Here is a 21250-nt window from a genome sequence, read left to right as displayed (position 1 = left end):
ACACCGAACATCGGATCACATTCGCTCATGCACCCGTGCACCTCCCGCCGAGCTTACTAGCCCTTGGCCATGTTTGTTGTAATTGGCAGATTTTTTTTAAAAGGCGTTCTTGTTGACGAAGCCTTTGAAGAGCGTCAGCAGGATGATTTTCAAGTCCAGCCAGACCGACCAGTGCTCGATGTACTGCAGGTCGAATTCAACGCGTTTCTGCATCTTGTCCAGCGTGTCCGTTTCGCCACGCCAGCCGTTGATCTGTGCCCAGCCGGTGATGCCCGGCTTGACCTTGTGCCGCAGCATGTAGCCCGACACCTGCTTGCGGTATTGCTCGTTGTGCGCCACGGCATGGGGGCGCGGGCCGACGACGGACATATCGCCGAGCAGCACATTGAAGAACTGCGGCAGCTCGTCCAGCGAAGTGCGACGCAGGAAAGCGCCCAGCGGCGTGATGCGGCTGTCGTTGCGCGTGGCCTGGGTCACCACGGCGCCGTTTTCCTGCACGCTCATGCTGCGGAATTTCCAGACCATGATCGGCCGACCGTCCAGGCCATAACGGCGTTGACGGAACAGCACCGGGCCTGGCGAGGTGAGCTTGATCGCCAGAGCGATCAGCATCAGCGGCAGGGCGATCATCGTCAGAATGATGCTCGACAGCACGATGTCTTCCAGACGCTTGACCACGCTCCACGCGCCATCCATTGGCGAGTCGAAAATGCTGATGCTCGGCAAACCGTTGATGCTCTCGCTGCGGGCGTGCAGCAACTCGAACATGAACACGTCGGGGATCACGTAGACCGACGCGGTGGTGTCGCTCAAGCCTTTGATCAACTCCTGCAGACGCGCTTGCGCGCCCAGTTCGAGGGTGATGTACACCTTGTCGATCTTGCCGTCGCGGGCGTCCTGGATCAGTTGATCCAGATCGCCCAGCACCGAAATGCGTCGGCCGATGCGCGCCAGGTCGATCTGCTGCGGCGCTTCGTCATAGAAACCCAGCAGGTTCAGGCCCATCCACGGCGCGCGTTCGATGGACATTGCCAGGCGTTCGCCGCAATGGCCGGTGCCGACAATCGCCACGCGGCGGGTGTTGAAACCCTGGGCGCGCAAAGTGTGCAGCACGCTGCGGATCGCCAGGCGATAGCCACACAACGCCACCAGCACGACGGCAAACCAGGCCATCTGGCTGTTGTTCGCCAGATCGTCGGGCTGCAACAGCAAGTAGTCGACGAACAGCAGCAGCACGAAGGCCAGGCCCCAGTAATTGGCGACCTTCAGCAGCTCGCGCGCAATGCGCTCGCCACGCCACGAGCCGTACAACTGGTGGTATTCGGCCAGCCAGTGAAAGGCCACCGCCGCCAGCAGAATCTGCATCCAGGCTTCGCTGCTCATCGGCATACCGGTGAGCAGGTTGACGCCGTAACCGCCAACCGCGATGACCGCCAGATCGAGCAGCCGGTGAGCGACGGACAGCGACGATGAATGGGCATGCAGGATGCCCCTTAATGGAGTGCGCATAGGCTGGGCTCGCTCAGACGGATTTGATCGGAACAACGCGGGCGGAAAGGTCGTTGCTGACCAGTGTCGGCGCGGTCTGGACCGGCCGGATGTGCGCAGGCTGGCGGCTTTGACGAGCTGCACTCAGGCGGGTCTCGACGAACTGGCGCATTTCCAGTTCGAAGCGGGCTTCGCTGAAGCGTTCGGCGTTGGTCCGGCAGGCTTGTGCGGTGATGCGTGAACCGTTGATCTCGAACGTCTCGACGGCGGCCATCAGCGACGCCACGCTTTGCTCCGGGTAGAGCACCCCGGTCGGCTGCGGATGATCCAGCCCGCAGACCGTTTCCACCACGCCACCCTTGGCGAACGCGATGACCGGCGTGCCGCAGGCCTGGGCCTCCACCGGGCTGATGCCGAAATCTTCTTCGGCGGCAAACACGAACGCCTTGGCGTTGCTCATGTGTTCCTGCAACACCGCAAACGGTTGATAACCCAGCAGTGTGACGTTCGGCGCGTTGACCGCAGCGGCCTTGGCCTTTTCCATTTCCGGACCGTCTCCGATCACCACCAGACGCTTGCCCGGCATGGCCGCGAAGGCTTCGATGATCATCGGCATGCGCTTGTACGGCACCATGCGCGAGGCGGTGAAGTAGTAATCCTGCTTCTCTTCCTGCAGGGCGAAACCGCGGGTGTCCACCGGCGGGTAGATCACCGTGGATTCACGGCGGTAGGCCTTGGTGATGCGCGCGCCAATGAAGTGCGAGTTGGCGATGAAGTCATCGACGCCTGCGGCCGTGCGCTGATCCCACATGCGCATGTAATGCAGGATCATCCGCGCCACTTTGCCTTTCAGGCCGGTGCTCAGGTTCGCCTCTTTGAGGTACTGATGCTGCAGGTCCCAGGCGTAGCGGATCGGCGAGTGCACGTAGCTGACGTGCAACTGGTCCGGGCCGCACAGGACGCCTTTGGCCACCGCGTGGCTGCTGCTGATGATCAGGTCGTAACCGGACAGGTCCAGTTGCTCGATGGCCATCGGCATCAGCGGCAGGTAGCGCTGGTATTTGGTTTTGGCCTTGGGCAGGCGCTGTATGAACGTGGTCTTCGCGACTTTGCCGCCCAGCTGTGCGCGGTCCTCGTCGCTGAGGAAATCGATGACGGAGAACAGGTCCGCCTCGGGCCAGATTTTGATCAGCGATGCCAAAACCCTTTCGGCACCGGCGTACGTCACCAACCAGTCGTGGACGATTGCAATCTTCATTGAAATTCTCTGCATTAACGGCTGAGGGACGCCCGGTACGTCGAGCCAGGCTCGCGAGGGCCATCCCATGCCTATCCATGTGCGCAGGCGCTAAATCAGACGCTGACAGGCTGCGTCTCGGCGTTGCGATTATTAAGGCGTTTTCCGAGCTGTATGAAAGGGTGTTCGATGTAGCGGAAGCACAGATGGGCAGCGCCCAGGGTCAGCACTGTCGCGACCATCGCCACCAGCAGGCCCGGTGCGTCGGTGCCGCGCAGCAGGAATTCGCTGAGCATGCCCATCGACGGGTGCAGCAGGTACAGCGAGTAACTCACTGCGCCCAGCCAGACCAGCGCCGGGTGGTTCAGACGCACACTGCGGGTCAGCAGCACGAAGCTGACAATGGCCACGGCGTAGGTGAAGCAATAACGGCCCCACGTTTCGCCGGTGCCCATGTCCTTGCTGTAAGCCATGATCAGCGTCGGCGGTAACAGCACGGCGAAGGCCACGAACAGCATTTTCAGGTTCCGCGTCAGCGCCGGGCTGTGTTCCGCCAGCAACCACTGGCGCCACACGGAGCCAAAGAACATCAGCGACAACGCGAGTGGAAGGGCCACCGGCAGTTTGTGTTCAGTCAGCGCGCGGGCCACGCCCATCGCCAGCGCTGCGAGCAGAAACACCAGCGAACAGCGCGCCCGGAACGCCAGGTCATACAGCTTGCCGGCGATGAACAACGCCAGGCACAGGCCGTAGAACACCAGTTCGATGAACAGCGTCCAGTACAGGCCGACCACGTCGTCGAAGCCCAGCGCCGCCTGCACCATGGTCAGGTTCGCGACGATCTGCGGCCAGGACGGCAACGGTGCGCCGCTCAACTGAAGCATCAGCACAAACAGCACCAGTGACAGCCAGTAGGCCGGGTACAAGCGCATGAAGCGTGAGATCAGAAAACGCCGGGCGCCATCGGGGACCGGCTTCAGGCTGTAGGGAATCACTACGCCGCTGATCATGAAAAACCACAACACCCCCAACTTGCCGGGGTCAATCAGGTAATCCAGCACCCAGACGTGACCGATGACCGGTGCATACAAATGGGTGAAAACCACCATCAAGGCGGCGATGCCGCGCAATGCGTCGAGATAGGCAAGGCGTTTCATGGCAATGCCTCAGAGCTTGCTGGAAGATTCGCGACCCAGGGCATCGCTGCCCTGGCTACTGCGCCGGTCTCTGGCCGGACTCAGCAGCGCGTCGATGCGTTGGGAAACCTGGCGTGCCGACTCTTCCCAGGAAAACCGCGCCACGTTGTTCAGTCCGCGCCGGCGCAGCGACTGGCGCAGCGGCATGTCCGTCAGGATGCGTTCCATGGCGGCGGCCATGTGCTCAATGTCCAGCGGGTCGAAATACAGCGCGCTGGCCTGCAGCACTTCAGGGATCGACGCCGCGTTGGCCGCCAGCACCGGGCAACCACAGGCCTGTGCTTCCAGGGGCGGAATGCCGAAGCCTTCGTACAGCGACGGAAACACAAACGCCGTTGCGCCCTGGTACTGGCTGATCAGTTCGTCATCGCTCAGGCGACCCAGAAAGCGGATGCGCGGGTCACGACTGGCCAGGCGTTGCAGGTTGTCGTCGCTGAAAATCCCGCTGGCGCCACCGACGATGCGCAGCTGCAGATCATCGTGGCCGCGCAGCAGCAGGAACGCCTGAATCATCCGGCTGAAATTCTTGTGGGCGCTGGGCGAAGACACCGCCAGCAGGTAATCCTGTTGCTCTTTAAGGGGCGGCCCCGGTTGAAACGCACCGCTCACGGCATTGGGCACCACGAAGATTTTCTTCTCCGGGAATTTGTAGAACTGCGAGATCTCGCCCTTGGAGAAGGCGCTCACCGTCAGCAGCGACTTGATCCGCGACAGCATGATCGGCGTCATGGTCCGGTAGAGCAGGCGAAAGGTGCGCGTGTAGCTTTCCGGGTGACGCACATAGGTGACGTCGTGGTGGGTCGCGATCTGATTGCCGTACAGCAGCGGCGCGGTGCTGCACAGCGAAATCAGCAGCGGGTTGCCCTGACGGCGCAGGTACAGCGGCAGGTCCAGTTGCTCCCACAGGTGGCCGCTGTGACTGCCGATGCATTGCACGTCGAGGGCTTTGGCGCTCTCGTGCATCTGAATGCCGTGGGGGGCCACAAACACCACGTCGTCGCGCAGTTGCTTGAGGGCCAGGCAGATCTGTTCGGCGAAGCGTTGAACGCCACGCAATTCCTGGGTCAGGAAACGTGCATTGATCACAATCATTGTGGTCGACCTGTAGAAGAGATAAAGGGGTCGTGCGCAGGCGCCTTCAGCGCGCTCAGTCAAGAGCCGTCAGCGCCCTGAATGAAGGGGCGCTCGAAAGGCGGGCCAAAAAAAAGGCAGAATTCAGGGCAAGGCAAACAGTGCCGGGCGTGTGCCCAGGCTTATTATTTTCGGGAAGTCATCAATCGGCACTTGCGCCGAGCAACGCCCGTCGTTGCAGTTCCAGGGGATACCGCTGTCGACCTGCCCCCGTTGTGGCTGGCGAGTGTCGATGTATTGCACGTTGCCGCGCAGCACACTGCTGGCGTCGACCTTGATCGATCGCGGCAGCCCGGCGGTCCAGGCGACCATGATCTGCTCTGACCCCTTGGCGAATCGCAGCAGGTATTGCGAGTCGATTTCGCGACTCTTTTCAGCGTCGTAGCGGAACTGATGCAGCGTCGGGCTGATGGCCTTCAGCGTCAGGTACGCCTGCTTGATGCTCAGGTCCTGATTGAGCAGGCCGAAGTTCTGCTCAGGATCAGTGCCGTCGGGACCGTCGTTGAGCAGGCCGTTCCACCACATGCCCTTGATGTTGGGCATCGTCTGCGCAAGGAAGAAACTGCGCGCCAGGAACGCTGCCTGGGTCTTCTCGTCACCGCCGCAACGCCCGTCGTTGCTGGGCCAGCCCATTTCGGTGAGGTACAGCGGCACCGGGCCTTTGTTGCGGTTCCTGTCCGTCAGGTCCTCGCTGATTCGTCGCAGCCAGGCAATCCAGTTTTCCGGGGTGTTGCGCTCATCCGAACGGCAATACACATACGGATGAAGCGACAACCCGTCGACATGGTTCAGCAGCCCCGATTCCACCAGCCGGTCGGCGAACCCCAGGTCCATGCCCTGACTGGTCACGGCGCCGGCCAGAATCACCATCGGCCGCTGGTTGGCGCGAATGCGCTTGGCCGTTTGCTCGATGAGCAGGCTGTAGTCCCTGGCGAACGCCGGGTCGACCGGGTTTTCCTTGTCCCACTCGTTCCAGATTTCGTAGAAGTCCACGCTGTCGGTGAGCTGGCGGGTGACGAAGCTGGCGTAGTTGCCGTAAGCATCGCGCACCGAAGGTTTTCGCGGTTTGGCGTAGTTCTCGTAAAACGGGTTGCCGTAGCCCAGCACCAACAGCGGTCGCAAACGGTTTTCCTGGGTGGCGCTCAGGAATGACTGCCACGAAGGCTCGATCTTCAACGATCCTCGTCGGGGCTCGGCGCTGGACCAATAGGCATCGTCGCGCACCGAGTCGACACCCGCCGCTTTCAGCAGCTGCAACGCGCGGACGGAGGTGCCGGGCTTGTTCATCAAGTGCGTGTCCACGCCGATGATGAACGCTTCGTCCGCCCGCGTGATGCAGCTGATCAACAAACCCAGCAACAGGACCGCCGAGGGTCGTCGTAACCGGGGCAGGTAAGGGATAAACATGGCTTGTCTCAATGAAGAGGCACGGTCCGGAGCGCTTGCTCAGGTAGGTCGCGGGCCGTCGGCGGTAATGTCGGCATCGCGTACAGGCATGCCGCTGTGTTCAAACGGGGTGCGGCAGTGTCTGCCGGTTGCGCTGGGTGACATCGTCCAGCAGCGTCTGGTCGAAAATACTTTGGTAACTGTCGAGCATCAGCTCCAGGTTCAGTAACGACGCCACGCTGACCCGCGCCTCACCGCTCAGACGCGCCAATAATTCCGGGTTCTGGTGCAACCGCAACATTGCCTGGCCCAGTGAGTCGGGATCCTGCGGGTCGCACAGCAGACCGTTGAGGGGGTCCTGAATGATTTCAGGCAAACCGCCCATGCGGCTGGCGATCACCGGCACCGAGTGGGCGCAGGCTTCGACGGCAACCATGCCGAACGGCTCGTTCCACAGCGAAGGCACCACGGCGACGTCGATCTGGCGGTAGAACGTTTCAGGCGTCTGATAACCGACGAAGCTGATCTTCGACGAATTGGCCAGGGCCTTGAACGTGGCTTCGTCATCCGTCTGGCCACGTCCTGCGATGTGCAGCGTGGCGTCGAAGGGCAGTCGCTGAAATTGCTCGATCAGCCAGGCCACGCCTTTCTGATGGGACAGCGTGCCCATGTAGCCGAAACGCAACGGCGCTTTTTTCACTGCGAGATCCGTTTGCCGCCGCTGATGGGGCGAGGCGGTCGGCGGTGTGAACGGGCTGGCGTTGTGCACGACGTACTGGCTGGCGTTGCTGAAATATCCGCGCAGCTGCAGCTTTTCAAGAATGAAGCGACTGACCCCGACCACCGCCGCGACCTGCGCCGACCGAACATCGTGGCCCTTGCGAAAGGTCTGGCAACTGCCGCATTGCTGCTGGCAGCATTGGCCGCGTTTGAACATGTTGCTGCTCGGGCACATCAGGTACATGTCATGCAGCACCTGAACGATCGGCAGCTTTGCAGCGGTGATCTCGTCCCAGACCGACACCGACCAGCCGGCCAGGTTGTGGCAGACCACCAGTTGCGGCTGCTCGTTGCCGATGACCTTTTTAACGTAGCTGCGCATCGCGCCGTTGTAGCGGTCGCGCAGATGCCAGCCCAGGCGCGCCAGACGGCCAGGCCGCTGCGCACCGAAATGCCAGTAAAAGTTTCGCAGGCCGGCGCGGTAGACCTTGACGCCGTTCACCGCCTCAACGCTCAAACCTGCGTCGGGACCGGTCACCAGCACGCTGACTTCACAGCCCCGCTGCTGCAGGCCCTCGACGGTACGCTGAAGAATGATTTCCGCGCCGCCTCCAATGTGAGGGGCATACAGGCTGCTGATGAACAGTATTTTCATAATGGATACGACTGATTCAGACCCAGTACCCCGGACTCACCGTCACGGATGGCTTTTTCGATCAGGCCCAGGCGCTCCTCGGCACCGCGTCGCTTGGCGATCAGCCGCAGCAGGCGGAAGAACACCCAGCGGTTGAGGCCGTACAGCAGCGACGAATTGGCCCAGATGTTCTTGTCGAACCAGGCCTGGTTGCGCGCGCCGTAGTAGGCGCGCAAGTCCGAGCCGCCCAGCAGGAAGCTCTCGTAGATGTTGTTGGTGCGCGCCTTGATGTTCCACGAGCTTTCCAGATCATCGAGCAAGGCATCCGGCACCAGGAAGATCCGGCCGCCACCGGCGGTGATGCGAAAGGTGTATTCGCTGTCGTCGGCATAGAGCATCAACGCATCCAGCGGCAGGCCGATGCGGCGATACAGGTTGCGATGGGCGAGCAGGCCGCCGTAAGTAGCGAATGGCAATTGCACCATCGGCAGTTTGCGATGGGGGCTTTGCGGCGCGCCCCATGGCAGGCGACGCCAGACCTTGTACGGCAGCTGCGCGATGTGAAAACCGAAAAAGCTCGAACGGCGCTGAATGGCGAAGCGATTCGGCACGCCGGCGGCGATATCCGCCTGATGGGTCGGACGAAAGCCCAGTACGGCGGCCTTGTCCTCGCCGTCGACGCGTTTACGTTCTTCGAGCACCTGATGCAGCGTGGCAATGGCGTTGATGGTCGGCGCGTTGTCGTCGTCCATCAGCCAGATGTGCTCGGCCCCGGCGTCCAGCGCGGCCTGAATCCCCACTGAATAACCCCGCGCAGAACCGGTGTTCTCATGCATGTAGATCACGCTGACCTGGTTCGGCCAGTTGCGGCGCAGGGTGTCCAGCGGCGCGGTGGATGCGTTGCTGACAATGATCACGCGGTCGATCAGCGGGCTTTCCAGCGAGCGGCTGACCAGCGTGTGCAGGTAGTTGAAACGATCACCATAGGTGAGCGTCACCAGTGTGGTTTTCTGGGTCATGGCGAGTTCCGGGCGAAGGGGGGTCAAGAGGCTGAAAGCATCAGCCCCGTGGGAATCAGGATGTGTGGGTCAGAATGTGTGGATCAGTACGGACAACGCTAACGGCTCACGCCTGCGCTTGCATCCGCGACAGGCTGCTGACCGGCAGGGTGACCTTTTGCTCGCGTTGCAGCAGGTTGAGCAGAATCACCGCACGTTCATCACCGTCGGCGGCGAGGAAGATCGCTTCGACGTCGTTGAAGCCCTCGGCCGTGACCCGCACCGTTTCGCCTTCTTGAAAGGCGACCCTGGCCGGCGGCGCCAACAGACGCTGGCGAATCTGCTCGATCAACGCATCCTGCACCGGAACCGGCATGCCGCCGAACGTAACGATGCGCGCCACGCCCCGGGTCGAGCGGATCGGGTACCAGTTGTCGCTGGCCTGGTCCATGTGGATGAACAGGTAACCGGGGAACAGCTCTTCTTCGGCTGGCGCCCGTGAGCCGCGTTTTTTCTCACCGTGCTTGACCGGGCGGTAGCACTCGAACTGCTGACGTTGCAGGTGCTCTGCCGCACGTGCTTCCTGACGGGGTTTGGTCTGGATGAGGTACCAGCGCGCGGAGCCACCGGAGCTATTGACGACTTCAGACATACACTTCACTCCACTGCGATCCGGTGCGACCCGGTCAGGACAACGTCAGGTTTTTGCGCCAGCCCGTGCATCATGACGGGCCTTGCGCAGGGTGGATTTTTGTCCAGCCCGTATTCGGTCAACAGTTGCTGCACCTGCTCGACGCAGTTGAACATCAGCACATCAATAATCGACAGGTTGGCGACGAAAGGTTGCCCGAACTGCCGATACGCCACGGGGTTCATCCGGAAAAACCGCACCAGCAAACCGTTGCGGGCAAAGTGATCACGGTCGTAGAGCACCGAGCCGCCTTCCGGGGTAATGAACGTGGTGGCTTCAAACGTGTGAGCGATGCGGATAATGCGCTCTTGCTTGTCCGCAGCGCTACCTAATATCAGGTCCGAGCTGCGCAGGATCGGCGTCACGATGTGGAGATAAGCACACATTTCACGGATGGCGTGTTCGGCATACAGCGCGATGTTCTGCTGGGGGAAACGGATCAACCGTTCCAGCAGCGGCATGACCTGCGCGAAGTAGGGCGCCTCTCGGTAGTTCTCGGCGAGCAGATCGATCAGCCGTGGCGCTTCATCGCTAAAGTGCTCACACAGTTGGCGCTGATTGATCTGCAGCTGAAAGCGGTCTTTCTTCAACGGAAAGCTGATCAGCCTGGCCGCGCCGTTGTGCAGGATGCGATTGCGATTGACCCAGCCGGACCGCACATACTGCAGATCATCTCCCAGGACGAAGACGTCTGCAGCAGCGATGAGCTGAAAGTAGCCCAGGTACGGGAACAGATAGGGCTGCATCACTGCAAGGGTCCTGGCCATGTGTTTCTCCTTGGCGTGCGTGTCGATTTACTTGCGGACCGTGGTGTAGTCGTAACCGTATGCGGCGCAGTCGTAGTCGGCGGTCGACGCCTTGCGCAGGACGCCGTTGAAGATCGCACCCTTGATCAGAATGCCGTTGTGCATCAGGCGGCGCTTGCACGCTTCGATTTCCTTGGCCGTGCTCAGGCCGAAGCGGGTCACCAGCAGGCAGGTGCCGGACTGACGGCCGACCAGCGTGGCATCGGTCACGGCCAGAATCGGCGGGGTGTCGATGATCACCAGGTCATACAGCGGCGACAGCTCGCTGATCATTTTGTTGAAGTTGTCGTGCATCAACAGCTCGGACGGGTTCGGCGCCGCGTAACCGCAGGAGATGAAATCCAGGTTCCGCACTTCGGTGTGGTTGATGACTTCCTTGCTGCCCAGACGCGCAGCGAGGGTGTCCGACAAACCATGCTTGGGCGTCAGGTTGAACATCTTGTGCAGGTAGCCTTTGCGCATGTCGGCGTCGATCAGCAACACGCGTTTGCCGGTCTGCGCGATGATCACCGCGAGGTTGCTGGAGACGAACGACTTGCCCACGCCCGGCGTCGGGCTGGAAATCATCAGCACATTGTTGCGGGCTTCGAGCATGGCGAAGTGCAGGCTGGTGCGCAGGCTGCGCAACGCTTCGATCGCCAGTTCCGTCGGCGCGCTGACGCTCAGCAGGCGTGGCTCCTTGCTTGTCGAACGGCTCTGGGCGGCCTTTTCCATGCGTTCCTGCAGTCGCGAATACGGCAGCGACGCGTACACCGGCATGCCAAGGTTTTCGATGACTTCCGGGTTGTCCACGCCGCGGTAGAACGCCTGGCGCACGAACACGGTGGCAACGGCCAGCAGCAGGCCGATCAGGGCGGCGACCAGCACGATGATTTTGCGCATCGGCTTGACCGGCTCTTCGACGTTGGCGTCGGCGTTGTCGATGATGCGGACGTTGCCGATGCTGCCGGCGCGCAGAATGTCCTGCTCCTGGCTCTTGTCCAGCAACAGGGTGTAGGTCTGCGAGGTGACCTGCATGTCCCGGTTCAGGCGCAGCAGCTCTTGTTGCGTGGCCGGCAGGGCTTCGATCTTCTTCAGCAGCGCAGTTTTCTGTGCTTCAACCTGGCCGATCTGAGTCATCAGGGCGCGGTAGGTCGGATGCTCCGGCGTGTACAGACGCTCGACGTCGACGCGCTTCATTTTCAGGTCCGACAGGGTGCCTTCCAGCTTGACCACCTGATCCAGAACCGATTTGGTCTCAACGCTCAGGTCAACCGACTTGGCGCCCATCTGGAAGTTGTTCAGCGCGATTTCCGACTGTTCCAGCTGCTTGCGCACGGCAGGCAGTTGCGAACGCAGGAATTCCAGACGCTGGGCGGCTTCGGCCGAACTGCGCTCGACGTTCTGGCGCACATACAGGCGACTGACTTCGTTGAGGATGCGCTTGGCCAGTGCCGGGTCGGGGTCCTGAATCGACAGGTAGACGATCCCGGAGTCCTTGCCCGCTTCCATGATTTTCAGACGATCCTGATAATCCAGCGCGGCGGTCAGGGTGCGTTGACGCACCACGGTGAACTCGGTGCCCGGACGGGCGTTGAGCGCAGCCACCTGGATCTTGATGCCGCTGCCTTCGACGGTCTGACCGACAGGGCCGCTGAGCAGTTTATTGCGGTCTTCGTCATACAGGGTGAAAGTGCCCGGTTTGCCCGCCACCATGGTCATCTTTTCGCCCAGCAGTGCGTCCGGCACGTCCAGCTGAAAGACGTCGATTTTTTCGCCGCCCCAGGCGTAGCTGTTCAGGCCGAACATCGGATCGGCCAGCGCGCCTTCACGCTCGGGCTTGAACCGACGCGCCATGTAGCTGCCCAGGCCCGGGATGTATTTGGGCTTCTGCACGATGTACAGCTTGAGGTCATCGACGACCTTGCCCAACACCGCGCGGGATTTGATCAGCTCGATTTCGGTGGTCGCCTGGGAAACCGACAGCGGCTTGCTGGAGACTTCGGTGCGACCCTCGATGCCGACTTTGCGCGGCTCGATCTGAATCATCGCGTTGGCCTGGAAGATCGGCGTGGCGAGAATGGCGTAGGTGGCGCCGAGCAGGACGCAGATGCCGACAATCGACGCAATCAATCCTTTGTGATCGAAAAGTGTGCGCAAGATAGTCGCCAGATCGATCCGGGAGTCCTGGACCTCGTCCAGAGAAGTACGGTTCATAGCGGTCATTTATCTTGGATCTCCTGACTGAAGATAAGGAAGCCAGTCGTCGACGCAACGCGAAAGCTGCTCGTAGGTCTGTTCAAAGGCTAGTTTCGGGCGCCGGTAGGGGTCGGCGATTTCCAGCGCTTGTTGCCATTTGCCAATCAGAAACGTCTTGCCGCGTACCTCGGGGGCCAGCTTGAGGACGCTCTGGGTCTGACGATGCTCCATGACCAGAATCAGCTCTGCTTCGTGGAGCATCTGCCGATCGATCTGACGGCTTCGATGTCTGTGGGCGGGGACGTCATTGACCAGCAGCACGGCCTGAGCCAGCGGGTCAATGGTGGAACTGAGCATGGCGTGGGTCCCGGCCGACGAGATCTGGACGCGCGCGTTCGGCACCCGTTGTCGGAACATGGCTTCGGCCATGGGGCTGCGACAGATATTGCCGACGCAGACCACCAGTACGTTACTGAACATGACCTTTGCTGAGGCTCGTCATCAGTCTCTTGCTGATGTTGGTGCTGAAGTTCTGCCCGACTGCCAGGAGCGTCTGCATTTTGCGCTTCGGGGTAATCGCCGACAGCGAATACTCGACCAGCTCCATCAGGAAGTGCTCATACAGCTCCTGATTGCCGAGCCGGTTGTAGTAGTTGGCCAGGGCGCCGGAGGTCTGCAGCGCCATGTGCAGCTTGCGTTTGTTGGAGCGCATGGAAAACACGCCCCCCGGGTGCAACCGATACATCGCCGGCTTGACCTCACCCATGAATTTGCCCTTGCCGTAGGCACCGAGCAGCGACCACCAGACCAGATCGTTGAGTGGCGCGGCGCGCAGTTCGGGTGGCAACGAATCGAAGACGTTGCGGAATACCGTAGTCAACGTCGAGATTGGCCGCGCCTTCTGCAGCTCCAGCGCCGTGGCGTCCCCGCGCAGCTTGCCTTGCAGCTGAATAGGGTACTGGCCGCTGATGTCGAAAGGGATCGCGTCGTGGTAGGTCAGCACGTAATCCGGGTTGTTCTCGAGGAAGTCCACCTGGATCTGCAGCTTGCGCGGGTCAGTCCAGTAATCGTCGCCTTCGCAGTAGGCGATGTAGCGGCCACGCGCTTCGCCGAACAGGCGCGGCACCGGCGGGTTGTTCTGCGAGTACTGATTGGTCTCGTGATAGAAGGGCCGGATCAGCGTCGGGAAGCGCTTGGCGTAATCGGCAATGATGCGGGCAGTACCATCCGTGGAGGCATCGTCGTTCACCAGGATTTCGAAGGCGAACGTGGTTTGCTGCATCAGGAAGCCTTCCAGCGTCTGCGCGACGTAGGCTTCCTGGTTGTAGGCTGGACAGACGATGCTGACCAAGGGCGCGGCGGACGGCGAGGTGCTCGTCTTATTGCTATTAGCATCCATGGCTTGGGTACTCGGAGTTAAACACTGGGTTTGCTGAACAGAACGGAAATCTTCATGACCAGCGGCTTGTAGCTGGCGGCCACAATCAGCAGCGTGAGCAGGCCGCTGACGGCCAGACCCAGGAAGATGCTGATGCGGTTTTCATTGGCGATCAGGCGTAGCAAGGGCTCGGTGATCGCAAGGCCCACGCCGGTCATCACGCTGATGCGGATGATGTCGCGCAGCCATTGGCTGTGAATGCCCGGGGCCAGGCGCTGGTGGACGATGACCGGCCAGACGGCGAAGGACACGACGCGCAACACGAACCAGGCGATCGCCGCGCCGTAAGCGCCATAGCCACGGATCGCCAGAAACATCACTGGCACCGTGATCAGCGCCGAAACGATGCTGTACCAGACATGCAGGTGCATGCGCCCGTAGGCATATTGCAGGTAGAACTGGAAAGCGCTGACGGCCATGATGGCGCTGCCCAGCGAGTACCACGGCAGAATCGTTCGGCTCCAGTCGGCAGCAGGGCGATCCCCTGACCAGGCAAAGACCATTTCGTCGGCGTGCAGCGCGATCAGCGCCGCGAGCGGAAACAGGAACGTGCACACAAACCGATTGGCCGCCAGATACAGCTGATGCATGTCGTCCCGGCGCCCTTCGGCCATCAACACGGTGAGGCGGGGCAGCAGCGTCTGCGCCAGCGGGTTGGAGAGCATCATGATCCCGGTAGTGATCAGCGCCACCAGCGAGAAGTAACCATATTCATTGAGCGGCAGCAGCTCGGAGAGCAGCACCTTGTCGATCTGGGTCAGCACGATCCACAGCACCGCGGTGCCGGACATGCTCGCCGCGAACGGGATGATCGGCTTGACCAGATCCCAGTCAAAACCGGTCAGCGGCGATGGCGTCGGCATCTGCTGATAGGCACGGGCCGCGAAGATCACAGCTTCGATCAGGCCCACCAGCGCCTGGAATTCGAAGAAGTGCACCGGGTCGTTGGAAATCGTGCTCACCAGCAGCAGGCCACCGAAGTAGCGCAGCGTGGCGATGATCACGTTGGCAATGTTCAGCCATGCATGCTGTTCAAGGCCTTGAATCCCGCTTTTATAGAGCGTTGAAAACAAGCGCAGGGCGATAACGATGCCCATCAGCCCGATGCACTGCACCAGCGTCTCGGTCGACAATTGCTGAGCATTGAGCCAGTGCACGGCGATCCATTCGCTGCCGGCGTACATCGCCACGCAGCAGAACCCCGCCAGTGGCAGGAAAATGATTTCGAACGAGCGCAGCAGGCGGCCTGTGTAGCGATCCAGTCCCTCACTGCCTTGTCGATGCGCCACTGCCCTGACCAGACTTGGCGACAACCCCGCATCCAGCAATTGCAGCCAGGCCTGCAGCACTGAGAAGAACCCGATCAGCCCGTATGCCTCGGCGCCCATGTGGCCGAGATAGAACGGCATGATCAGGATCCCCACGAGCAGCGTGTAGGCCTGGCCTGCATAGCTCAACGCAGTGTTGCGTATGACTGAGCGCTTGGTTTGCATCGAAAGTCCTTCCGGCGAAACAGGTGAATGGCGCAGTGGCTGGCCCGGCGGTGTTACATGACCTGCGCGAGGGACGGCACACGGTAGGGCGAGTGGGCGCCGCTGGTTTCGGCGATCACCGTGCTGATCACGCGGTCCTGATCGTCGCGCAGCAGGCCCGGGTAAATCGGCAGGCACAACACACGCTCGCTCAGTGAACGCGAGGCGGTTTGTGCCGCTTGCGGCTGCAGGTATTCAAGGGTGTCCAGCGACGGATAGAAGTAGCGGCGCGGGTTGATCCCGTTGGTGTTCAGCGCTGAACGCAAACGCAGCAGTTGCTGTTCGTCGCTCAGGGCGATCGGGTAATAGCTGTGATTGAGCTGGCTGTTGTTTTCCGGCCGCTGCAGGTCGACGTAATCGCCCAGGCGAGTGGTGTAGCGGTCAGCGATTTCGGCACGTTCCTGAAGAATGTTCTCGATGTCGTCGAGAATGCACAGGCCCATCGCGGCGGAGAATTCGTTGAGCTTGGCGTTGATGCCGATGCCTTCGATCTTGTCGACGTCGACGATGCCGAAGTTGCACAGCAGGTGAACCCGGCGCGCTGTTTCGTCATCGTTGGTGATGATCGCGCCGCCTTCGATGGTGTGAAACAGCTTGGTGGCGTGGAAGCTCAGGGTGCTGATGTCACCCCAGTTGAGCACCGACTGGCCGGCGTGGCGCACGGCGAAGGCATGGGCGCCGTCGTACACGACTTTCAGATTGCGCCGACGGGCGATCTCTTCGATGCGCTCGACAGCGCACGGGTTGCCGAACACGTGGGTGCCGACAATGGCGGTGGTGTCGGAGACGATGCGGCTCTCGATGTGGTCGGGCGAGATGTTCCAGGTCTTGGCGTCGATGTCAGCGAAGATCGGTCGAATGCCTTCCCACTGCAGCGAACTGCTGGTCGCGACGAAGCTGAACGGCGTGGTCACTGCGCTGCCGCTCAGGCCCAGCGCGCGATAAGCGACCTGCAGGGCGAGGGTGCCGTTGTTGGTGAGGATGACGTGTTTGACGCCCAGATATTCTTTCAGGCGTTGTTCGAGCTCGCACACCAGCGGCCCGTGGTTGGTCAGCCAGCCGCGCGCATAAATGCCCTCGACGTAGCCCTTGAACTTGTCGATATCGCCCAGGTAAGTCTTGGTGACGTTGATCATCGAATTCTCCATTTCAGATGCAAAGCTTTTAAAAGGCTTTTGGGCAGTGATGCGGTGGCGCCGGTCTGACGCCGGGCCGTCAACGCCAGGTTCAAGGGGAATCAGTTGGGGGTGGATGCCGGCGGCGGGTTGCCTGCCTTGTTGCTCATCCGCCGCGCGCGGCCTTGATTGATTTTCAGGATCAACCGGGTGGCCAGGCTGCCGGTATGGGGGTCGCCGAAGTGGAAGAGGGCAGTGGCGCGCTTCACGTCCGGTCGGCAGGCCTGATTGGCGTGCAGGCTGCGATAGCCCCAGAAGAAATAAACGCTGCCCGGCTCCAGGCGCAGGACATACGGCTTGAGCCAGTTGCGCTGCATGCCCTTGATGATCCAGCCGCGGGTGATCTTGTTCTGCAGCAGGGCCTTCTCGATCACGTTGAACACCACCCATGAGCGCACCCGGCGGATATTCGGAAACAGCATCAGATCGCCGCGTCCTTCGCCTTCACTGGGGATGAACACCGGGATCAGTGCGGTCACCAGGCTGGCGTCGTAGTGGAAACTGTTGGATTCGCGCTTGCCCTGATTGCCCTGCACGCAGCGCAGCACCGGGAAAATGCGGTCACTGGCAGCGTCGCGGCGGGCTGCATGCTTGTAGAGGCGACCGAGCAGCGTCTTGAAACGCGGGTCGGACCAGTAACTCGCCAGCAGGCTTTCGCTCAGTGCCGCTTCACCGTGGTAGGCAAAGTATTCGCCCTGGTGTTTCTGCGCCTGTTCGTCAGTCCAGGCCCGCAACTGCTGCAGGTCCGTGTCAGGCACGGCCGCGTTCAGTTTTGCAAAGCCGTTGGTATCGATTTCGTCAGCCAGTCGCTGAACCAGCTGCTCATCCATGTCGAAAGATAAAGGCATTGCATCAGGCCCTCGTTGAGAGTGAGGAGTGCAGGGCAGGGGGTTAATTGCGCTTCAGGCACGCTACCGCCCGAATCTGCAGATCCTGCCGTCGTATTAATTAGGCGTGCATTCAAACAGCGGCTTCATTCAGCACTGGCCGACTAAAGCGTTGGGCAAAGCTACCGCCCCACCGAGCACATTCAGTAATTCGAAAAAGCCTTTCTTTGAACCAAAAACTGCCCACCGGCGCTGATTTCACACCGTTTGAATCGTCAACTTTTTGGGCAGTCGCAGGGTAATTAAGTCGGAATGCTCTCGGCGCACAGCTCTAGGGCCGCACTGCAAAAACGGGAAAACATTGGACGTGCCTATATATCGACGGAGGCGGCGTTTCTGTCAAATTATTTCGCCATCATTCTGTTAGATTTTTGATAAACGGGCCGACAGCATCTCTAAGTGGTTGATTTTATTGGTAGTCAATAAAACATCATCGCCCCGTCGTGGTGCGCGACGCTTTTTAGGCACTCCTGAAGACCACCTAACTGGCCGTCAAAAATAGCCGGAAAGACGTTTTTCCAACGTCAGAACTTGGGCGCGGGTGGGCTTAACGGTTTTATGGCGCTCAATGATTGAATCCCGTCATACAAACGTAATGGTGCGGTTGAGTAACTAATCCACTGAGCGGTAAGTGGTTAATTAAGCGACCACAGCGGTGTTGCAGTTTTATAGATGGAACTGTGTTCGGTTATATATAAATCGACGCGGGTGAAGTGGTTGATATGACGAAGCTTTCATCAGTGCGCCAGGAAGTGGATCCTACGCGCCCTTACTGCGCCCGACGGTGGAGGCGGCGCTGCGGTTGCTCAGCTTTGATCGCTGCTCCATTATCCGGGTCTGCGATGCAAACAATTCGGGTCACCAGGAGATTCAATGAATACGCAGTCGAAAACCACTGGAGTGGCGATGCAACGCCTTGCGCAGGCGCGCGCCCTGATGAGCCGTGAAGGCATCGACGCTTGGCTGGTGCCGTCGGCCGACCCCCATCTCTCTGAATATCTGCCAGGTTACTGGCAAGGGCGGCAGTGGCTGTCCGGCTTCCACGGTTCCGTCGGCACCTTGATCATCACCCAGGACTTGGCCGGCCTCTGGGCAGACAGCCGTTATTGGGAGCAGGCGAGCAAGGAACTGGCAGGCAGCGGTATCGAACTGGTCAAGCTGCAGCCCGGCCAGACCGGCCCACTTGAATGGCTGGCTGGCCAGGCAAAGGCGGATTCCGTCGTCGCTGTGGATGGTGCGGTATTAGCCGTAGCGTCGTCGCGTACGTTGGCTGCCAACTTGTACGAAAAAGGCGCGCGGCTTCGCACCGACCTCGACCCTTTAACGGAGCTGTGGAACGACCGGCCTGCATTGCCGGCCCAGCCTGTCTATGAGCACGCGGCGCCCCACGCTACCGAAACCCGCACCGACAAACTCACTCGACTGCGCACAGTGATGGCCGAGCGCGGCGCAGACTGGCATTTCCTCGCGACGCTGGACGACATCGCCTGGCTGTTTAACCTGCGTGGCGCCGATGTCTCCTACAACCCGGTGTTCATCTCCTTCGCCCTGATCGGCCCGAACAGCATCAATCTGTTTGTCGCATCAGAAAAAGTCGATTCCGCGCTGCGAAGCAAGCTGGAGCAAGACGGCATCACCCTGCATGAATACACACGCATCGGCACTGCGTTACGCAACGTGCCTAAGGACGCGCGTCTGCTGGTGGATCCGGCGCGGGTCACCTGTGGCCTGCTGGATTACCTGGACAGCGAAGTCACGCTGGTCGAAGGTCTGAACCCGACCACGCTGTTCAAGTCGCAGAAGAGTGCTGCCGACACCCGGCATATCCGCCAGGCGATGGAGCAGGACGGCGCGGCGCTGTGCGAGTTCTTCGCCTGGCTGGATTCAGCGCTGGGTAACGAGCCCGTCAGCGAACTGACCATCGACGAGAAGCTCAGCGCGGCGCGGGCCCGTCGTCCGGGCTACGTGTCCCAGAGTTTCGCCACCATTGCCGGCTTCAACGGTAACGGGGCGATGCCTCACTACCGCGCCACCGAAGAAGAGCACGCGCAAATCGAAGGTGATGGCTTGCTGCTCATCGATTCCGGCGGCCAATACCTGGGCGGCACGACCGATATCACCCGCATGGTACCCATCGGCACGCCGACGGCTGAGCAGAAGCGCGACTGCACGCGCGTTCTGAAGGGCGTCATCGCGTTGTCTCGTGCGCACTTTCCGCGCGGCATTCTTTCGCCGCTGCTCGACGCCATCGCTCGCGCACCGATTTGGGCCGAGGGTGTCAACTACGGCCACGGCACCGGTCATGGCGTCGGCTACTTCCTGAACGTGCACGAAGGCCCGCAGGTGATTGCCTATCAAGCCGCCGCTACACCGCAAACCGCGATGCAGCCGGGGATGATCACGTCGATCGAGCCGGGCACCTATCGGCCGGGACAGTGGGGCGTGCGCATTGAAAACCTGGTGATCAATCAGGAGGCGGGCAAGACCGATTTCGGCGAGTTTCTCAAGTTCGAGACCCTCACGCTGTGCCCGATAGACACGCGTTGCCTGGAAATCAGTTTGCTGACGAAAGAGGAGCGTGAATGGCTGAATGAATACCACGCTCAGGTCAGGCAGCGGCTCAGTCCCTTAGTGGGGGGCGCCGCGTTGTCGTGGCTGAACGGTCGTACTCAAGCGGTCTGATGCCACTGCCGCCGCTGTGTAGGCGGTGGCACCACGTGCGGGTCGTGTGCCTGGCGTCCTCTTTCTATATAGACGCCTTTGGCTTTCTTTATAGGCGCCGTTAGAAACCTGCCGGGTTAGCAGAGGGTGGTATGCCGGTAGCCGACTAGGGGTTAGTCGGCTTTTTGCACACAATGATCATGCTGCGGCTGGTGTACCCGGCCGGATTGAGACCGAGCGGGTAGCCTCCAGTGTCTTCGGCGCCGTCACCGGATTTGGCGATTACCCGATATTGCTTGGAAACGCAGGAGTTGGTCGCCATTTCATAGCACTGCTCCCATGAGGACGACAGCCCCGAGCAATTGATATGAATACCGCGTTTGCCCATGACCGGTTTAGATGTCGCTGCGCATCCAGCGACAGCCAATGCTGCCAGTGCCATCAAAAAGTACTTCATTCATATCCTTACCTGACCGGCACGTTGCGGTCAGTGACTATCCAGAATTCGCATGCTGCCGCCGACGTTCACGTCCGTGTGGAGAGGGCGCGCATGTTAAGGCGCACGGGCTAAACATCGCTCAATAGTGAGACAAATGCCAGTGACATCGTGTATCACGCCGATGGCGTTGCTCCCGCTCGCTTCTCAGAGCCGCATGTGGGGGGGCTCCAGCCTCACACTCCATATAGGAATCTATGAATAGAGGTCGGTTAATCAGCAAAGGCGGCGAATATCAGTGATTGGCGGTAAGTGAAAATAAGTGCTTGACGCCCCTCTGGATGTGTCTATAATTCGCCCCACTTCCGGCGCAGACGAAACGGAAAACTCCTTGATAATCAAAGAGTTGGACGAAGTAAGCAGCGAGGAATGCTTCGGTTCAGATGCTTGAATCGACAGCGGTGAAAAAGGCAGTTGACAGCAGGTTGTAACGCTGTAGAATTCGCCTCCCGCTGACGTGAGACGCCAAGTCGAACGAAGCGCAAGTGGTTGAAGTTGATCAGGAAACTTTGAAAACTTCTTAAAATAACCGCTTGACAGATACAAGAGACGCTGTAGAATGCGCGCCTCGGTTGAGACGAAAGATCTTAACCACC

General features: G+C 60.5%; 18 protein-coding genes. 1 reads left to right on the top strand and 17 read right to left on the bottom strand.

All coding sequences use genetic code 11. The features are described 5' to 3' along the window. Positions 1-96: 96 nt before the first annotated feature. The 15 genes from AC0Z8Z_RS09420 to AC0Z8Z_RS09350 all read right to left on the bottom strand — a co-directional run bounded on the left by AC0Z8Z_RS09420 (position 97) and on the right by AC0Z8Z_RS09350 (position 17458). On the bottom strand, positions 97-1509 hold the full coding sequence (locus AC0Z8Z_RS09420; RefSeq protein WP_485618916.1) for an undecaprenyl-phosphate glucose phosphotransferase: 1413 nt from the start codon (positions 1507-1509) through the stop codon (positions 97-99). 13 nt (positions 1510-1522) lie between these two features. Then, the gene (locus tag AC0Z8Z_RS09415; RefSeq protein ID WP_485618915.1) at positions 1523-2746 is read right to left on the bottom strand and encodes a glycosyltransferase family 4 protein; all 1224 of its coding nucleotides are present in this window, start codon (positions 2744-2746) and stop codon (positions 1523-1525) included. A gap of 95 nt (positions 2747-2841) precedes the next feature. Next, positions 2842-3882, bottom strand: a complete 1041-nt coding sequence (locus tag AC0Z8Z_RS09410) for an acyltransferase family protein (RefSeq protein WP_485618914.1) — start codon at positions 3880-3882, stop codon at positions 2842-2844. 9 nt (positions 3883-3891) lie between these two features. Further along, positions 3892-5013: a glycosyltransferase family 4 protein gene (locus tag AC0Z8Z_RS09405; RefSeq protein WP_122537780.1), complete on the bottom strand. Its 1122-nt coding sequence runs from the start codon at positions 5011-5013 to the stop codon at positions 3892-3894. Between the two features lie 123 nt (positions 5014-5136). Continuing rightward, positions 5137-6459, bottom strand: coding sequence for a hypothetical protein (locus AC0Z8Z_RS09400; protein WP_485618913.1), 1323 nt, complete (start codon positions 6457-6459; stop codon positions 5137-5139). Between the two features lie 100 nt (positions 6460-6559). Beyond that, the gene (locus AC0Z8Z_RS09395; RefSeq protein WP_485618912.1) at positions 6560-7813 is read right to left on the bottom strand and encodes a glycosyltransferase family 4 protein; all 1254 of its coding nucleotides are present in this window, start codon (positions 7811-7813) and stop codon (positions 6560-6562) included. Beyond that, positions 7810-8811, bottom strand: a complete 1002-nt coding sequence (locus tag AC0Z8Z_RS09390; RefSeq protein ID WP_172611435.1) for a glycosyltransferase — start codon at positions 8809-8811, stop codon at positions 7810-7812. Before AC0Z8Z_RS09390 ends, AC0Z8Z_RS09395 begins: the two co-directional genes overlap by 4 nt. A gap of 106 nt (positions 8812-8917) precedes the next feature. After that, a complete protein-coding gene (gene rfaH, locus AC0Z8Z_RS09385; protein ID WP_205484242.1) occupies positions 8918-9442 on the bottom strand; it encodes a transcription/translation regulatory transformer protein RfaH in 525 nt (174 codons plus the stop codon). A gap of 5 nt (positions 9443-9447) precedes the next feature. Continuing rightward, the gene (locus tag AC0Z8Z_RS09380) at positions 9448-10248 is read right to left on the bottom strand and encodes a WbqC family protein (protein WP_205484240.1); all 801 of its coding nucleotides are present in this window, start codon (positions 10246-10248) and stop codon (positions 9448-9450) included. 27 nt (positions 10249-10275) lie between these two features. Next, complete coding sequence (locus AC0Z8Z_RS09375) at positions 10276-12492, bottom strand: polysaccharide biosynthesis tyrosine autokinase (protein WP_122537786.1); 2217 nt, start codon at positions 12490-12492, stop codon at positions 10276-10278. After that, complete coding sequence (locus tag AC0Z8Z_RS09370; protein WP_485618911.1) at positions 12493-12945, bottom strand: low molecular weight protein-tyrosine-phosphatase; 453 nt, start codon at positions 12943-12945, stop codon at positions 12493-12495. Further along, the gene (locus AC0Z8Z_RS09365) at positions 12935-13864 is read right to left on the bottom strand and encodes a glycosyltransferase family 2 protein (protein ID WP_122624811.1); all 930 of its coding nucleotides are present in this window, start codon (positions 13862-13864) and stop codon (positions 12935-12937) included. Before AC0Z8Z_RS09365 ends, AC0Z8Z_RS09370 begins: the two co-directional genes overlap by 11 nt. A 17-nt stretch (positions 13865-13881) precedes the next feature. Then, complete coding sequence (locus AC0Z8Z_RS09360; RefSeq protein WP_122537790.1) at positions 13882-15396, bottom strand: oligosaccharide flippase family protein; 1515 nt, start codon at positions 15394-15396, stop codon at positions 13882-13884. A 53-nt stretch (positions 15397-15449) separates the two neighbouring features. Further along, the gene (locus AC0Z8Z_RS09355; protein ID WP_485618910.1) at positions 15450-16571 is read right to left on the bottom strand and encodes a DegT/DnrJ/EryC1/StrS family aminotransferase; all 1122 of its coding nucleotides are present in this window, start codon (positions 16569-16571) and stop codon (positions 15450-15452) included. A gap of 101 nt (positions 16572-16672) precedes the next feature. Next, the gene (locus tag AC0Z8Z_RS09350; protein WP_485618909.1) at positions 16673-17458 is read right to left on the bottom strand and encodes a hypothetical protein; all 786 of its coding nucleotides are present in this window, start codon (positions 17456-17458) and stop codon (positions 16673-16675) included. A 912-nt stretch (positions 17459-18370) separates the two neighbouring features. Between AC0Z8Z_RS09350 and AC0Z8Z_RS09345 the strand changes: the two genes are divergently transcribed. Continuing rightward, positions 18371-20179 carry an aminopeptidase P family protein gene (locus AC0Z8Z_RS09345; RefSeq protein WP_485618908.1) on the top strand — a complete coding sequence of 603 codons (1809 nt, stop codon included), beginning with the start codon at positions 18371-18373 and terminating at the stop codon, positions 20177-20179. Between the two features lie 145 nt (positions 20180-20324). Here AC0Z8Z_RS09345 and AC0Z8Z_RS09340 read toward each other — a convergent pair whose 3' ends face one another. Both AC0Z8Z_RS09340 and AC0Z8Z_RS09335 read right to left on the bottom strand, forming a co-directional pair. Then, positions 20325-20615, bottom strand: coding sequence for a hypothetical protein (locus AC0Z8Z_RS09340; RefSeq protein WP_122537798.1), 291 nt, complete (start codon positions 20613-20615; stop codon positions 20325-20327). 255 nt (positions 20616-20870) lie between these two features. Then, positions 20871-21250 (bottom strand): hypothetical protein (locus tag AC0Z8Z_RS09335; protein ID WP_485618907.1); only part of this gene is annotated, 380 nt, incomplete at its 5' end.

The organism is Pseudomonas sp. 1L-C-7-B-C1 (genome assembly GCF_057291635.1).
Note: the sequence above shows the minus strand (reverse complement) of the source record. Positions and strands in the feature narration are given on the sequence as shown.

What these genes read in the sequence shown, in the direction of transcription:
- rfaH (WP_205484242.1), bottom strand. Translation starts at nt 9,442, where the DNA reads ATGTCTGAAGTCGTCAATAGCTCCGGTGGCTCCGCGCGCTGGTACCTC.
- AC0Z8Z_RS09380 (WP_205484240.1), bottom strand. Translation starts at nt 10,248, where the DNA reads ATGGCCAGGACCCTTGCAGTGATGCAGCCCTATCTGTTCCCGTACCTG.
- AC0Z8Z_RS09370 (WP_485618911.1), bottom strand. Translation starts at nt 12,945, where the DNA reads ATGTTCAGTAACGTACTGGTGGTCTGCGTCGGCAATATCTGTCGCAGC.
- AC0Z8Z_RS09420 (WP_485618916.1), bottom strand. Translation starts at nt 1,509, where the DNA reads ATGCGCACTCCATTAAGGGGCATCCTGCATGCCCATTCATCGTCGCTG.
- AC0Z8Z_RS09400 (WP_485618913.1), bottom strand. Translation starts at nt 6,459, where the DNA reads ATGTTTATCCCTTACCTGCCCCGGTTACGACGACCCTCGGCGGTCCTG.
- AC0Z8Z_RS09390 (WP_172611435.1), bottom strand. Translation starts at nt 8,811, where the DNA reads ATGACCCAGAAAACCACACTGGTGACGCTCACCTATGGTGATCGTTTC.
- AC0Z8Z_RS09350 (WP_485618909.1), bottom strand. Translation starts at nt 17,458, where the DNA reads ATGCCTTTATCTTTCGACATGGATGAGCAGCTGGTTCAGCGACTGGCT.
- AC0Z8Z_RS09395 (WP_485618912.1), bottom strand. Translation starts at nt 7,813, where the DNA reads ATGAAAATACTGTTCATCAGCAGCCTGTATGCCCCTCACATTGGAGGC.
- AC0Z8Z_RS09405 (WP_122537780.1), bottom strand. Translation starts at nt 5,013, where the DNA reads ATGATTGTGATCAATGCACGTTTCCTGACCCAGGAATTGCGTGGCGTT.
- AC0Z8Z_RS09375 (WP_122537786.1), bottom strand. Translation starts at nt 12,492, where the DNA reads ATGACCGCTATGAACCGTACTTCTCTGGACGAGGTCCAGGACTCCCGG.
- AC0Z8Z_RS09410 (WP_485618914.1), bottom strand. Translation starts at nt 3,882, where the DNA reads ATGAAACGCCTTGCCTATCTCGACGCATTGCGCGGCATCGCCGCCTTG.
- AC0Z8Z_RS09365 (WP_122624811.1), bottom strand. Translation starts at nt 13,864, where the DNA reads ATGGATGCTAATAGCAATAAGACGAGCACCTCGCCGTCCGCCGCGCCC.
- AC0Z8Z_RS09340 (WP_122537798.1), bottom strand. Translation starts at nt 20,615, where the DNA reads ATGAAGTACTTTTTGATGGCACTGGCAGCATTGGCTGTCGCTGGATGC.
- AC0Z8Z_RS09355 (WP_485618910.1), bottom strand. Translation starts at nt 16,571, where the DNA reads ATGATCAACGTCACCAAGACTTACCTGGGCGATATCGACAAGTTCAAG.
- AC0Z8Z_RS09345 (WP_485618908.1), top strand. Translation starts at nt 18,371, where the DNA reads ATGAATACGCAGTCGAAAACCACTGGAGTGGCGATGCAACGCCTTGCG.
- AC0Z8Z_RS09415 (WP_485618915.1), bottom strand. Translation starts at nt 2,746, where the DNA reads ATGAAGATTGCAATCGTCCACGACTGGTTGGTGACGTACGCCGGTGCC.
- AC0Z8Z_RS09360 (WP_122537790.1), bottom strand. Translation starts at nt 15,396, where the DNA reads ATGCAAACCAAGCGCTCAGTCATACGCAACACTGCGTTGAGCTATGCA.